12 protein-coding genes are annotated in these 13665 nt (G+C 74.9%); 4 read left to right on the forward strand and 8 right to left on the reverse strand.

Going from position 1 to position 13665, the window contains the following annotated elements; genetic code table 11:
* Nucleotides 1-46: 46 nt before the first annotated feature.
* Genes ACWIX3_RS04745 through ACWIX3_RS04755 form a run of 3 tightly spaced genes read right to left on the reverse strand, consistent with a single transcriptional unit; the run spans nt 47 to nt 4444 of the window.
* The gene (locus ACWIX3_RS04745) at nt 47-1951 is read right to left on the reverse strand and encodes a hydantoinase B/oxoprolinase family protein (protein WP_448610926.1); all 1905 of its coding nucleotides are present in this window, start codon (nt 1949-1951) and stop codon (nt 47-49) included.
* Complete coding sequence (locus ACWIX3_RS04750; RefSeq protein WP_448610927.1) at nt 1948-4035, reverse strand: hydantoinase/oxoprolinase family protein; 2088 nt, start codon at nt 4033-4035, stop codon at nt 1948-1950. The genes ACWIX3_RS04745 and ACWIX3_RS04750 overlap by 4 nt, the downstream gene beginning before the upstream one ends.
* Before the next feature lie 40 nt (nt 4036-4075).
* Nucleotides 4076-4444, reverse strand: coding sequence for a hypothetical protein (locus tag ACWIX3_RS04755; protein ID WP_448610928.1), 369 nt, complete (start codon nt 4442-4444; stop codon nt 4076-4078).
* 117 nt (nt 4445-4561) lie between these two features.
* Here ACWIX3_RS04755 and ACWIX3_RS04760 point away from each other — a divergent pair, with 117 nt between their 5' ends.
* Entirely contained in the window at nt 4562-6376 is a 1815-nt protein-coding gene (locus tag ACWIX3_RS04760; protein WP_448610929.1) for a gamma-glutamyltransferase family protein, read from the forward strand.
* A gap of 20 nt (nt 6377-6396) precedes the next feature.
* Here ACWIX3_RS04760 and ACWIX3_RS04765 read toward each other — a convergent pair whose 3' ends face one another.
* Complete coding sequence (locus ACWIX3_RS04765; RefSeq protein WP_448610930.1) at nt 6397-6597, reverse strand: hypothetical protein; 201 nt, start codon at nt 6595-6597, stop codon at nt 6397-6399.
* 147 nt (nt 6598-6744) lie between these two features.
* On the opposite strand from ACWIX3_RS04765, the gene ACWIX3_RS04770 reads away from it, so the two are divergent.
* The gene (locus ACWIX3_RS04770) at nt 6745-7899 is read left to right on the forward strand and encodes a hypothetical protein (protein WP_448610931.1); all 1155 of its coding nucleotides are present in this window, start codon (nt 6745-6747) and stop codon (nt 7897-7899) included.
* A 6-nt stretch (nt 7900-7905) separates the two neighbouring features.
* Here the strand turns inward: ACWIX3_RS04770 and ACWIX3_RS04775 are convergent, their stop codons facing one another.
* The 3 genes from ACWIX3_RS04775 to ACWIX3_RS04785 form a co-directional block, all read right to left on the reverse strand.
* Nucleotides 7906-9015: a winged helix DNA-binding domain-containing protein gene (locus tag ACWIX3_RS04775; RefSeq protein WP_448610932.1), complete on the reverse strand. Its 1110-nt coding sequence runs from the start codon at nt 9013-9015 to the stop codon at nt 7906-7908.
* Between the two features lie 4 nt (nt 9016-9019).
* The gene (locus tag ACWIX3_RS04780; RefSeq protein ID WP_448610933.1) at nt 9020-9451 is read right to left on the reverse strand and encodes a DUF1707 SHOCT-like domain-containing protein; all 432 of its coding nucleotides are present in this window, start codon (nt 9449-9451) and stop codon (nt 9020-9022) included.
* A gap of 274 nt (nt 9452-9725) precedes the next feature.
* Nucleotides 9726-10145 carry a MarR family winged helix-turn-helix transcriptional regulator gene (locus ACWIX3_RS04785; RefSeq protein WP_448610934.1) on the reverse strand — a complete coding sequence of 140 codons (420 nt, stop codon included), beginning with the start codon at nt 10143-10145 and terminating at the stop codon, nt 9726-9728.
* 66 nt (nt 10146-10211) lie between these two features.
* Here ACWIX3_RS04785 and ACWIX3_RS04790 point away from each other — a divergent pair, with 66 nt between their 5' ends.
* Both ACWIX3_RS04790 and ACWIX3_RS04795 read left to right on the forward strand, forming a co-directional pair.
* Nucleotides 10212-12059, forward strand: a complete 1848-nt coding sequence (locus ACWIX3_RS04790; protein ID WP_448610935.1) for an ABC transporter ATP-binding protein — start codon at nt 10212-10214, stop codon at nt 12057-12059.
* Between the two features lie 189 nt (nt 12060-12248).
* The gene (locus ACWIX3_RS04795; RefSeq protein ID WP_448610936.1) at nt 12249-13451 is read left to right on the forward strand and encodes a serine hydrolase domain-containing protein; all 1203 of its coding nucleotides are present in this window, start codon (nt 12249-12251) and stop codon (nt 13449-13451) included.
* Between the two features lie 61 nt (nt 13452-13512).
* Here the strand turns inward: ACWIX3_RS04795 and ACWIX3_RS04800 are convergent, their stop codons facing one another.
* A complete protein-coding gene (locus tag ACWIX3_RS04800) occupies nt 13513-13665 on the reverse strand; it encodes a hypothetical protein (RefSeq protein ID WP_448610937.1) in 153 nt (50 codons plus the stop codon).

The raw sequence follows: 13665 nt of genomic DNA on the forward strand, positions 1-13665 counted from the left end.
GGGCCCCTGCACCGGGGCCGCAGCGGGCCCTGCAGCAGGGCCGGCTTCAGAGCACGTCGAACTCGTTGAACGCCGCGCCGCCGGACAGCCGCGCGTAGCCCGGGCCGCGGTCGAAGAACGGCTCCTCGCCGGTGCGTGCGGCCCGGATCCCTGCCCGCAGGGCCTCGGTCGCGGCGACGTCGGCGGTGCCGTCGTCCCGGATCACCACGCCGTAGTCCGCTCGCGCACCGCCCACCGAGACCTTGCGCCAGGCGACGTCCCGCAGCACCTCCTCGACCGGCCGGTCCAGCGGGTCGCCCCACCCGCCGCCGCCCGTCGTCCGGATGCGCACGACCGTGCCCGCCGCCAGCGGCTCGGCGTCGGCGAGCGCGTCGACGTCGTGCTCGTCCGGGCCGCCGGGGTCGACGGTGATCTGGAACGGCCGCCCGGCGCGGCCGCCGGCGACCCCCCAGCAGGACAGGATCGAGCGGTCGGCGATGGACATGAAGTGCGCGTCGCGCAGCACCCGGATGTGCTTCTCGTAGCCGCAGCCGCCGCGGTGCCGCCCCGGGCCGCCGGAGTCGAGGGCCAGCCCCAGCCGCTCGACGCGCAGCGGGAAGCGGGACTCGGTGAACTCCGTCGGCAGGTTCCGTGAGTCGGGGACGACGTGGATGGTGTCCTCGCCGTCGGCGTAGTACCGCCCGCCCGAGCCGCCCCCGAGCACCTCGCGCATCAGGTAGGGCTGGCCGTCGGCATCGGTGCCGTACACGCCCGTGTAGCGGATCGTCTCCTGGTCGGCGGGCATCCGGCCGCCGGTCGCCTTGGCCAGCACCCCGGCCAGGACGCCGAGCAGCCGCAGGATCACGAACGTGCGCGCGTTGGTGGGCGCGGGGAACACCGGGGTCAGCAGCGTGCCCTTCCCGGGGAACCGCATCTCGATGAGCGGGACGACGCCCTCGTTGACGTCGAGCTCGGCCATCCGCTCCGGCGTCTCGGCCAGGTTGCGCAGGATCGGCGCCAGCCACTTCTTGAGGAAGTTGCCGTCGGCGTGGTCGCCGCAGTGGTTGATCGGCCCCTTGGCCTGCGGCCCGGTGCCGGTGAAGTCGATGACCAGCGGGACGTCGGCCGAGCCGTCCATGGTCAGCGTGATCCGCTGCCGGTGCAGCTTCGGCGGCTCCACGCCGTCGTGCTCGGCGTAGTCCTCCCAGACGTAGGTGCCGTCGGGGATCTGCGAGAGCAGCTCCCGCCGGTAGACCTCCGTCGAGTTGGCCAGGATCGCGTCGAAGCAGGCCTCGACGGCAGCGACGCCGTACCGCTCGAACAGCTCGCCGAGCCGCCGTGCGCCGGCCAGGCAGGCGGAGCACTCCGCGTCGAGGTCGGCGGCCAGCGAGTCGGGCATGCGCGAGTTGCGGGTCATGATCGCCAGCGCCGCCTCGTTGCGGACGCCGCGGTCCCACAGCTTGATCGGGGGGACCATCAGGCCCTCCTCGAAGACGCTCGTCGCCGCCGAGGGCATGGAGCCCGGCACCGCGCCGCCGATGTCGTCGTGGTGGCCGAACGCCTGCACGAAGGCGACGACCTCGGCGGCACCGTCCACCTCGGCGAACACCGGCACCGTGACGCACAGGTCGGGCAGGTGCCCGATGCCGCCCTCGGAGAGGTAGACGTCGTTGTGGAAGTAGACGTCGCCGACGTTCATCGTCCCGATCGGGTGGTCGCGCACCACGGGGTGCACCAGCGCCGAGTACGAGCGGCCGGTGAGCTTGCGCAGCCGGCGGTCGTGGATGCCGGCGCGGAAGTCGTGCGCGTCGCGGATCATCGGCGACCGCGACGTCCGGCCGATCGACGTCTCCACCTCCTTCTCGATCGCGGCGAGCGTGCCGGCGACGATCTCCACGAGGACCGGGTCCGCGGCCACCTCGCCGTCAGAGGGGCCGTCTCCGCGGAGATCGCCGGGGGGCGTGGTGCTCATCGGGCGTCCCTCTCGATCAGCAGGTTGCCGTGGACGTCGACGGTGGCCCGGAACCCCGGGTGCACCGGCACGGTCGAGCCGAACTCCTCGATGACAGCGGGCCCGTGGACGACGTCACCGGGGGCCAGCCGCGGCCGGTCGTACGTCGGCGTCTCCACCCAGTCGTCGTCGAAGAACACCGGCCGGGACCCCGTGACGGCCCGGTCCGTTCCGGGACCCTCGGCCGGCACCAGCTCCACCAGGTCGGGACGGCGGATCGGCCCGATGCCGGTGACCCGCAGGTTGACCCACTCGACGGCCTGGCGGGGGTCCTCGGCGAAGTCGTAGCCGTAGAGCCGGCGGTGCGCGGCGTGGAAGGCCTGCGCGACGTCCTCGGCGGCCTGCCTCGTGATGACGGCGTCCGGCTCACCGCCGGCCACCGGCACGCGGACCTCGAACGCCTGGCCCACGTAGCGCAGGTCGGCGCTGCGCTGCACCCGCTGCCGGTCGCGGGGGAAGCCCTCCCCGTCGAGCGCCCGGCGCGCCCGGGCCTCCAGCTCGCCGAACACCGCGCGCACCCGGCCGAGGTCGAGGTCGGCGTGCCGGCTGATCGTCGTCTGCACGTGGTCGTTGCGGACGTCGACGGTGAGCAGACCGAAGGCGCTGAGGTTGCCCGGGTCCGGCGGGACGAGCGTGCGCGGCAGGCCGAGGACGTCCATCAGCCGGCAGGCCAGCAGGGAGCCGGAGCCGCCGAACGTGGTGAGCGTGAAGTCGCGGACGTCGAGGCCCCTGGCCACCGTGACCTGGCGCAGCGCGTTCGCCTGGTTCCACGCGGAGATCTCGAGGATGCCGGTGGCGGTGCGCTCGAGGTCCAGGCCGAGCTTCTCCCCGAGCTGCTCCAGGCCGCCCCGGGCGGCGTCGACCGACAGCGGGATCTCCCCGCCGAGCAGGTGCGGCGGGATCCGGCCGAGGACCACGTGGGCGTCGGTGACGGTCGGCTCGGTGCCGCCGGACGGGTAGCAGACCGGCCCCGGATCGGCGCCGGCCGAGCGTGGCCCGACCTTGAGCGTGCCCTCCGGCGACAGCCAGGCGATCGAGCCGCCGCCGGCGCCGACGGTGACCACGTCGATCATCGGGATCTTCGACGGGTAGGCGCCGACCGAGCCCTCGGTGGTGAGCGCCGGCTCGCCGTCGACCACGACCGTGACGTCGGTGGAGGTGCCGCCGCCGTCGCAGGTGAGCACCCGGTCGAAGCCGGCCGTGCCCGCGACCAGGGCCGCGCCCAGCGCACCGGCGGCCGGCCCCGAGAGCATCGTGGTGATCGGCTGGTGCACGACCTCCTCGGCCGACAGCACGCCGCCGTTGCTCTTCATCACGTAGAAGGGGACGCCCAGGGCGATCCCGTCCAGCCGCTCACGGATCGCCGTCACGTACGCGCCCACCCGCGGCTTCACCGCGGCGTCGACCAGCGTGGTCACCGACCGCTCGTACTCCCGGTACTCGCGCAGCACCTGCGAGCTGATGCTCACCACCGCGCCGGGGTGCTCCTCGCGCAGGACCTCCAGGACGCGGCGCTCGTGGGCGTCGTTCGCGTAGGAGTGCAGCAGGCAGACGCCGACGGTGCCCACCCCGGCGTCGCGGAAGAACCGGGCGGCGGCGCGGGCGTCGTCCTCGTCGAGGGGGCGGACCTCGGCCCCGTGGTGGTCGAGCCGGCCGCGCACGGTGCGCACGAGGTCGGCGGGGACGATCCGCGGCGGCTTGACCCAGAAGTAGCTGTTGCCGTAGCCGTCGGGCACCGACTGGCGCGCGATCTCCAGCACCGACTCGTAGCCCTCGGTGGTCACGAAACCGATCCGGTCGAGCTCGCCCTGGAGCAGCTGGTTGGTCGCGACCGTCGTCCCGTGGCTGACCGCGGTGACCGCGCTGCCGTCGAGTCCCAGCAGGTCGAGCACCTTGCGGACGCCGGTGAGGAAGCCCTCCGCCGGGTCGGCAGGGGTGGACGGCGTCTTGGTGGTGGTCGTCCTGCCGGTCGCCTCGTCCACCGCGACGACGTCGGTGAAGGTCCCCCCGGTGTCGATGCCGATGCGGACGCGGCGCGGCTCCATGCGTCGATACCTTAGGGCTGAGATACCTCGCGCGGAAGCGTCAGATGGCGACGGTCGCCAGCGCGGTCGTGACCACGATGAGCGCCACGCCGAGCACGGGGAGCACCAGGGCGCCGAGGCGCACGGCGCGCAGTGCGCGGCGGCGCGCGGCGAGGACGACGAGCACCACCCCGGCCAGCAGCAGGACCACCTGGCCGATCCACCCGGCGTCCAGCCAGGCGCTCGTCGTCTCGCAGGGCGTGCACCCGGTCGCGGTGCAGCCGTAGGTGTTGGTGCAGTTCGTCAGCACCCCGAAGCCGACGCCGAGGCTGCCGATCGTGGCCAGGAACAGCACGACGGCGAGGGCGACGCCCAGCGGCGTCCACACCGTCCACGGCCGGACGGCGGAGGGGTCCCGGGGCGCGGTCATGCGCAGCATCCTCCCCTCGGGGACCCGCCCCGCTGTCGTGCGTCCGACGAGGTGCAGGGATACGTTCGGGGTCGCCCCCGCCGGCAGGCGGCTCGGCCCCGTCCCCAGGTGGTCCTCGTGTTCACGACACGCCCGGAGCTCGCCGGCACCTTCGGCATGGTCGCCTCCACGCACTGGCTCGCCACGGCGGCGGGCATGGCGACCCTCGAGGCCGGGGGGAACGCTTTCGACGCGGCCGTCGCGGCGGGGTTCACCCTCCAGGTGGTCGAGCCGCACCTCAACGGCCCCGGCGGCGAGGTCCCGATCCTGTTCGCCCGTGGCGGGCGGGGGGAGGGCGCCGGCCGGCCGGTCGTCCTCTCCGCCCAGGGGGTTGCTCCGGCCGGGGCGAGCACCGCGGCCTTCGCCGACCTCGGCCTCGCCCTGGTCCCCGGAACCGGCCTGCTGGCCGCCACCGTGCCCGGCGCCGTGGGCGGCTGGCTGACGCTGCTGCGCGACCACGGCACGCTGCCGCTGGACGCCGTCCTCCGCTTCGCGATCGGGTACGCCGGGTCCGGCCAGCCCCTCGTCCCCCGCGCGGTGGCGACCATCGCCTCGGTCGCCGACCACTTCCGCGCCCACTGGCCCACCTCGGCCGCCACGTGGCTCCCGGACGACGGCGCGGTACCGCGCGCCGGCGACCTGTTCCGGAACCCTGCCCTCGCCGCGACCTACCGCCGGCTGCTCGACGCGGCACGCGGCGCCTCCCGGGAGGCGCAGATCGAGGCGGCCCTGGCGGCCTGGTACTCGGGGTTCGTCGCCGAGGCGGTCGACGAGTTCTGCCGGCAGCCGGTGATGGACGACTCCGGTCGCGCACACGCCGGCTTCCTGACCGCGCAGGACATGGCCGGCTGGACGCCGACGTACGAGCCGCCGGTGACCCTGGACTGGCGGGGGTGGACGTTGGCGAAGGCGGGACCGTGGTCGCAGGGGCCGTCGCTCCTCCAGGCGCTGGCCGTGCTGGACGGCCTGCGGGTCACCGGGCCGGAGGCCTACGCGTCAGGGGTCGCCGGTGCCGACCTGGTGCACGCCGCCGTCGAGGCGGTGAAGCTGGCGATGGCCGACCGCGAGGCCTGGTACGGCGACGCGCCCGACGTGCCGGTCTCCGACCTGCTGTCGGCCCGTTATGCCGACGGACGGCGTGCGCTGGTGGGCGAGCGGGCGAGCCGGGAGCTGCGGCCGGGCTCGCCCGGGGGGCGCGCGCCGCGGCTGCCGGGGTTCGTCTCCGAGGTGTCCGCGCGGTCGCACCCGTCGGCAGCGACCCTGGCCGGGGTGGGGGAGCCGACCGTGGACACCCGCGCGACGACCCGGGGCGACACCTGCCACGTCGACGTCGTCGACCGGTGGGGCAACCTGGTCTCGGCCACCCCGTCGGGCGGCTGGCTGCAGAGCTCGCCGGTGATCCCGTCGCTCGGCTTCGCGCTGGGCACCCGGGCCCAGATGTTCTGGCTGGAGCCGGGCCTGCCCGGCTCCCTGGTGCCCGGCCGGCGCCCGCGGACCACGCTCACCCCGTCGCTGGCCCTGCGCGGTGGCGTGCCCGCGCTCGCCTTCGGCACCCCGGGCGGGGACCAGCAGGAGCAGTGGCAGCTGTGCTTCTGGCTGGCCCACACCGTGGGCGGGCTCGACCTGCAGGCGGCCATCGATGCGCCGGCGTGGCACACCACGAGCTTCCCGTCGTCGTTCTACCCGCGGCAGACGACCCCCGGCGAGGTCGTCGTGGAGGACCGGCTCGGCGACCGGGCGATCACCGAGCTCCGCCGGCGCGGGCACGACGTCACGGTCTCCGGCCCCTGGTCGCTCGGCCGGCTGTCGGCGGTGTCGCGGGACCCGGAGACCGGTGTGCTGCGTGCCGGGGCCAATCCGCGTGGCATGCAGGGCTACGCCGCCGGCCGCTGACCCCGGAGGGGAGTGCCCTCCTACCCGGGCTCGGTCCCGTCGCCCAGGGAGCCGGCCGAGCGGCCGGCGTCCTCGACAGCGGCTCCGGCGGGGTTCGGGCGCTCGACGTCGTCGGCCCCGGGGCGCTCGTCGCCGCCCGTGCCGGACTCGACGTCACTGTCGTCGTCGAAGCCGCGCAGCGCGTCGTCAGGAGCCAGGAAGGCATCGTCGGGACCGGTCATGGTGGTCTCCTCTCCGTCCGTCACAGCGTCCTCCAGGGTGGCGCGGATCCCATCCCTGTGGGTGACCGAGGATGCTGCCGCTCAAGTCGCTGCGCCGGCGTGCCGATGCGCGGGGGTCAGGCTCCGACTCCCCGTAAGCAGGTCCGCGTGCGCAAGGTCCGCACCATCTCGCTCGGTGTGCTGCTCGCCGTCCTCCTGGTGCTGAGCGCCGCGCCCACCGCCTCGGCCGCGCCCGTGCCCCGCATCGCCTGGTACACCTACGGCTCGACCCTCTCCGCGGACAGCACCGTCGACGTCTGCTCGACGGAGGCGTCCTTCCAGCGCGGGCAGACGCTCAAGATCCAGGTGGCCCGCAGCGGGGTCTGGAAGACCGCGCGGTCCTACGACGCCGCCCGTCTGCGGGGGCAGTGGTGTGTCTCCGCCCGCCCCTCCGAGCTGGTCTCCCGCCCCGGGACCTACTGGCTGCGCGCCACGACGTGGACGGCCGGTGGTGCGAAGGCCGAGCAGCGCATCCGGCTCACCTTCACGCGTGCCGGCGTGTGGCCCGACGTGCGGACGGCCGAGTACACCACCACGAGGGCCGACCGGACGGTCCGCGTCACCCTCAGCAGCGCGTACGGCCAGAGCGTCGACCTCCAGCGCAAGTCGGGCTCGTCGTGGCGGACGGTGCAGCGGGTCAAGGCCCCCCGCGCCGGCAACGGCGTGACCGTCCGGCTCGGCGTGCCCACCCGCGCGGGCACCGCCACCTACCGGGTCATCAGTCGCGCGACGTCGTGGACCGCCACCGGCATCTCGTCGACCTTCTCCGTCCACCAGACCGACACGGCCCGGTACGGCGGGTACATCGCCAAGGCGCGCCGGCACATCGCCCGGTGGTGCCCCAAGACGCCGATCCACGTCGACACGCAGTACGTCGTGCCGGGGAACCCGTACGGGCGCATCGGCTCCGCCAGCCAGTCGTGGTCCTGGGAGGGCAGCGGTGGGTCCTACTCCGCCCGTATCGATCTGCGCTCGGGGATGACCGGCGACCAGCTGCGGCACGTCGCCGTGCACGAGTGCGCCCACGTCGTCCAGGGGCGCGCGGTGGTGCAGGGCCGCCGCGACGTCGAGGAGCGCAACGCCTGGCAGCGCTATCCCGAGGTCGGGGACGAGGGGCAGGCCGACTGCATGGCGTACGCCATCGTCCGGTCCTCCCGGCACCTCTACTACGTCCGCGGATGCTCGGCGAGCCGCCTCAGGGACGCCGAGCGGATGTGGCAGCGGTACGGCGGGAAGTACCAGGCGGCCACCTACCGCTGGTGACTCCGGTCAGCCGGCGAACGCGACGTCCTTGAGCAGTACCCCGCGGAAGGCGGCCAGGCGCTCGGCGGCCTCATCGACCGCCTCGCGCGGGACCGGCGCCCAGAGCTCCACCGCCACGGTCAGCGACGAGCCGGCCTTGCGCGGCCGCCAGGTGCCCGCGACCTCGCCGTCGGCCAGCACCGCACCGGGCCGGCCGAGCACGGGCCACAGCGCCTTGGCCCGAGCGGGGTCCTCCACCAGCAGCGACCGGTCGCGCGCCTGCAGGAAGAGGTCGAACGGGCCGAGCAGGGCCACGCCGGCCGCAGGGGGGACGGCGTCGAGGCGGGCGGTGTCCTCAGCCAGCAGCCAGCGCCGCTCGCCGTCCACCGACACCTCGACGGCGTCGTCGGGCCACCGGGCCTGGACGTCCTTGACGGGCGCGTCGAGGTAGCCGGCGACCAGCTTGGGCGTCGCCGGGCCGAGCAGCCGCAGGTAGCCGCGGACGACGTCCAGGTGCGGCGGCACCGTGTCGGTGGGCGCCAGGCCGGGCACCGGGCGCAGCACCGGCGGTGAGGTCCCGGGCTCCAGCTCCAGCCCGGCGCGCAGCGCGGCCAGCCGGAACGGCATCTCGTGGACGTGCGTGGCGTTGCACGGGCGGCAGAACCGCAGGTGGGGCTCGGGCAGGAGCTCGGTCAGCCGCCCGGACACCTCCCCCTTGACCATCGGGGTCGTGACCAGCGAGCGCATGGTCGTGGCGACGGCGTCCAGCGCCTCGAGGTTGCCGATGCCCGCGGCCTTGAGCGGCTTGGCGGCGTCGAAGATGCGCTTGCCGGCGTCGGCGTCGGAGAACGGCGCGGTGGCCGCGGCGACCCCGGGCAGGTCGGCGCGCCGGTACAGGTGCGGAGCGCCGCGGAGGGTCCACACGGTCGCCAGCTCGTCGCCCCCCAGCGCCGCGACGTCCACGCCGCGCAGGGCCAGCGCCCAGAGTCCGCCGTCGGGACCGGTGTCCTGCACCCCCAGGTCGAGGACGGCGGTGTCGGCCGGGTCGCCACCGGTGCGCCCCAGCTGCTGGGCGTGCACCCGCAGGTCGAGCACCTGCCGGCGGGTGAGGGTGGTGGGCACGGCGGTGGTGGGCACGGCGTCAGCGCCGCGGGCGGCCGATGCCGACGACGTACAGGACGAGCAGGGCGGCGCCCGGGACCGACAGCCAGATCCACCACGGGTAGACGGGCTCGTCGCTGGTGAACGACACCAACCCCCACACCATCAGGTTCACCGCGGCGATGCTGGCCCAGATGATCGTCAGCACCCGCATGGCGGTGCCGGCGTCGTCGTCGGAGAACCGCCGGCCCAGCGGCGGCGGGGACGGCGGCTCGGGCGGCGGCTCGGGCAGGTCGCGGGTCACCCGGGACAGCTCGCCGCGGGTCCGGGCGGCCCAGGCCGACTGGACCCGGGTGTCGAACTCGTGCAGGTCGAGCTGGCCCGCGGCGACGGCGCGGCGCAGCTTCTCCTGGACGGCGGCCCGCTCGGGGTCCGACACACGCAGCTCGTCGGGGTGCACCGGCTCGATCACCCGTCGATCGTGGCACCGCGGCCGCCCCCAGCGGGAGACCCGGCGCGCGGCGGGAGTGTCCGTGCCCGCGGCGCAGGGGCCGGTTCCCGGCGACCGTCCGGGCGACCCTGCAGGGATGTCGGGTCTCCTCCAGACCCACCGGTTGGTCCGCGCGGTGGTGCTGCTCGGGGATCAGCCGGACGGGCGAGCGCCGGCGGTGCCGACCTGCTCACGACCTCCATCCCGGTGCCGGCCCAGCAGGTGCGACCGGCGTCGGAGGGCGACCCCGGCCGACTCAGTCCGCGGCCAGCGTGCGCAGGATGCGGGCCAGCGTGGCCCGGTCGGCGGCGTCCAGGCGGGCGAACAGGTCGCGGGTGTCCGCGGCGCGGGCGGCGGCGATCTCGGCCTGCACCCGGCGTCCCTCCTCCGTCGGCGTGAGCACGACGGCCCGCCGGTCGGTGGGGTCGGGTTGCCGCTCGGCCAGCCCGCGGGCCTGCAGGGCGTCGGCGACCTCGGTCGCCGAGCGCGGGGCGATGTGCAGCGCCTCGGCCAGGTCGGACAGCCGGGTGCCGGACCGGTCGGCGACCACGCGCAGCGCGCGGGCGTGGTGCGGGGAGAGGTCCCAGGGGGCCAGCGTCTCGCGCCACCGTCGGCGCTGCCCGCGGGCGGCCCGCACGAGCAGCTCGCCCAGCACCTCGGCGTCGTCGTCCGGCATGCGGGAATCCTAGCGATGACCGCGCGGTTCCCTCACCATGAGGTAGCCTCAGCATCCGGACAGGAGGTGGTCGCCATCGACGACACCAGAGGAGCAGGCGGAGGCAGCGGGCGCTCGGGGCGCACCGTCGACCCGGCCGACCGGGCCCAGCTCGAGCGCAACCCGGTGCCACTGCGCCGGGTGACCGCGCTGTTCGCACCCTTCCGCTGGCAGGTCGCCACGGTCGTGGTGCTCATCGTCGCCTCGTCCCTCGTGGCGCTGGCGACGCCGTTCCTCGTCCGGCTGGTCATCGACGACGCGCTGCCGCGGCAGGACGTGCGCCTGCTGGCCTGGGCGGTCCTCGGCATGCTGGCCGTGGCCGCGACCACCGCCGTCCTCGGGGTGGTGCAGACCTGGCTGTCGACGACGGTCGGCCAGCGGGTCATGCACCGCCTGCGGACGGCGGTGTTCAGCCACCTGCAGCGCCAGTCGCTGGGCTTCTTCACCCGCACGCGCGGCGGCGAGGTGCAGTCGCGGCTGACCCACGACATCGCCGGCATGCAGTCGGTGGTGACCTCGACGGCGACGTCGCTGGCGTCCAACGCGACCACCGTCGTCGGCACGGTCGCGGCGATGGTGGCGCTGTCCTGGCGGCTGTCACTGCTGTCGCTGGTGGTCCTGCCGCCCGCCGTCCTGCTCACCCGCCGGGTCGCCCGGATGCGTCGCGCGGTCACCGCGCAGCGCCAGCGGCACCTGGCCGACCTGCACGCCCAGGTCGAGGAGGGGCTCAGCGTCAGCGGCGTGCTGCTCGGCAAGACCCTCGGCGCCGGCCCCGCCCAGTCCCGCCGCTTCGCCGAGACCTCGGAGGACCTCGTCGGCCTCGAGGTGCGCGCGCAGCTGGCCGGCCGGTGGCGGATGGCCACGATGAGCATCGTCTTCGCCGGCATCCCGGCGCTGATCTACCTGGCCGCGGGTCTGCCGGCGACCTCCGGCGAGATGACCATCGGCACGCTGGTCGCCTTCACCACGCTGCAGGGCACCCTGTTCCGCCCGCTGATGGGCCTGCTGGACGTCGGTGTGCAGGTGACCGCGTCGATGGCGCTGTTCAGCCGGGTGTTCGAGTACCTCGACCTGCCGGTGGAGGTCGACGACCCGGCCGACCCGGTGCCGCTCGACCCGGCCGCCGTACGCGGCGCGGTGCGGCTGGAGGGCGTCTCGTTCACCTACCCGGACGGGCACCGGCCGGCGCTGGACGGCGTCGACCTCGACGTCCCCGCCGGGACGACGCTGGCGCTGGTGGGGGAGACGGGCTCGGGCAAGAGCACGCTGGCCTCGCTGGTCGCCCGTCTGGCCGACCCGACCGCCGGCCGGGTGACCGTCGACGGCGTCGACCTGCGCGCCCTCTCGCTGGCCACGCTGTCGCAGGTGGTCGGCGTCGTCGCGCAGGAGACCTACCTGCTGCACACGACGGTGCGGGAGAACCTGCGGCACGCCCGGCCGGACGCGACCGACGCCGAGCTCGAGGACGCCGCCCGCCGCGCCCAGGTGCACGACGTGATCGCCGCACTGCCCGACGGCTACGACACCGTCGTCGGCGCCCGCGGGCACCGGTTCTCCGGAGGGGAGAAGCAGCGGCTGGCCATCGCCCGCACGCTGCTGCGCGACCCCCGGGTGCTGGTGCTCGACGAGGCCACGAGCGCCCTGGACACCGGCACCGAGCGGGCGGTGCAGGCCGCGATCGACGAGGCCAGCCGGGGCCGGACGACGATCACCATCGCGCACCGGCTCTCCACCGTGCGGCACGCCGACCGCATCGCCGTCCTCGATGCCGGCCGGGTCGTGGAGAGCGGTCCGCACGACGAGCTCGTCGCCCGCGGCGGCCGGTACGCGGCCCTCGTGGCCGCCGGGGACCGCGAGCCCGCGCTGGCCGCCTGACCCGACGAGTGCTGCACCCGGGCGAGGCGGCGGCGTGCAGCCGGTCCCCCGCACCGCCGCAGGGCCCGCACCACCGGCAGCAGTGCGACGCGGTGGCCGCTGCCGGCTGGCCCGGCTCCGAGGTCCGCTGACATCCTGCAGTGCCGGATCCGCCGGCGCACCGTCCCACCGACCCACGGGAGGACTGCGATGACGCAGACGACGCAGGTGGCACAGAGCTTCCGCCAGGAGGCCGACGCGATCCTCGAGCGCTCGGTCGAGGCCGACGCCCCGGTCGCAGGGGTGGTCGCCATGGCCACCGACCGCGAGGGCAACGTCTACGAGGGGGCGGCCGGTGCCCGCCGCATCGGCGGGGACGTCCCCATGACGACCGACACGGTCTTCGCCCTGTTCTCGACCACCAAGGCCGTCACCGCCACCGCCGTCCTGCAGCTGGTGGAGGAGGGGCGGCTGGACCTCGATGCCCCCGCCCGCACGTACGCACCGGCGATCGGCGAGCTCAAGGTGCTCGACGGGTTCGACGACGACGGCTCACCCCGACTGCGGGACCCGAAGCGGGAGATCACCACCAAGCACCTGCTCACCCACACCGCGGGGTTCGGCTACGACTTCTTCAACGAGCACTACGAACGGCTGGCCCGCGAGCACGGGCAGCCCAGCATCATCACCGCGACCAGGGCCTGCCTGCAGACCCCGCTGCTGTTCGACCCGGGCGAGCGGTGGGAGTACGGCAGCAACATCGACTGGGCCGGCCAGGTGGTGGAGGGCGTCACCGGTGAACGCCTCGGCGACGTCTTCGCCGCGCGGATCTTCCAGCCGCTCGGGATGACCGAGACGACGTTCGAGCCCGACGACCGGCTGCAGCGCCGGCGGGCGACGATGCACGCCCGGGGGGGCGACGGGTCGCTGACGACGATGGATGACTGGGACCTGCCCCAGCCGCCCGAGGCGCACATGGGCGGCCACGGGCTCTACGGCACGGTGGGGGACTACATGCGCTTCATCCGCATGTGGCTCAACGACGGCCGCGGGGAGGACGGCGCCGTCCTGGCGCCGGACACGGTGCAGATGGCCGTGCAGAACCACCTCGGCGACCTCAAGGTGACGATGTTGCCCGGGGTCATCCCGTCGCTGTCCAACGACGCGGAGTTCTTCCCCGGGCTGCCGAAGTCCTGGTCGCTGCCGTTCATGGTCAACGACGAGCCGGCGCCGACCGGCCGACCCGCGGGCGCGCAGGGTTGGGCCGGGCTGGCCAACCTCTTCTACTGGGTCGACCGGGAGAACGGCTACGGCGGCTTCTGGGCGACGCAGGTCCTGCCCTTCGGGGACGCCACCTCCTTCGGCGGCTACCTGGAGTTCGAGACGGCGCTGTACGCGTCCCTGCAGCGCTGACCGACGACAGCGGGCGGGGCCGGGTCCTCCCGGTCCTGCCCGCTGTCGCGTGCGAGCGCCCTCAGAGCGTCGGGCTCCACAGGCCGCCGGGCCCGTCCAGCGCCGGGAACACGGCGAAGAGCAGCAGCGCCGCCGCGGCGAGGACGAGCAGGACGGCCGTCGCCACCCGCACCGCGAGCGGACCGGGCAGGTGGCGCCAGATCCAGGAGTACAC

It is taken from the genome of Geodermatophilus sp. URMC 60 (genome assembly GCF_053502585.1).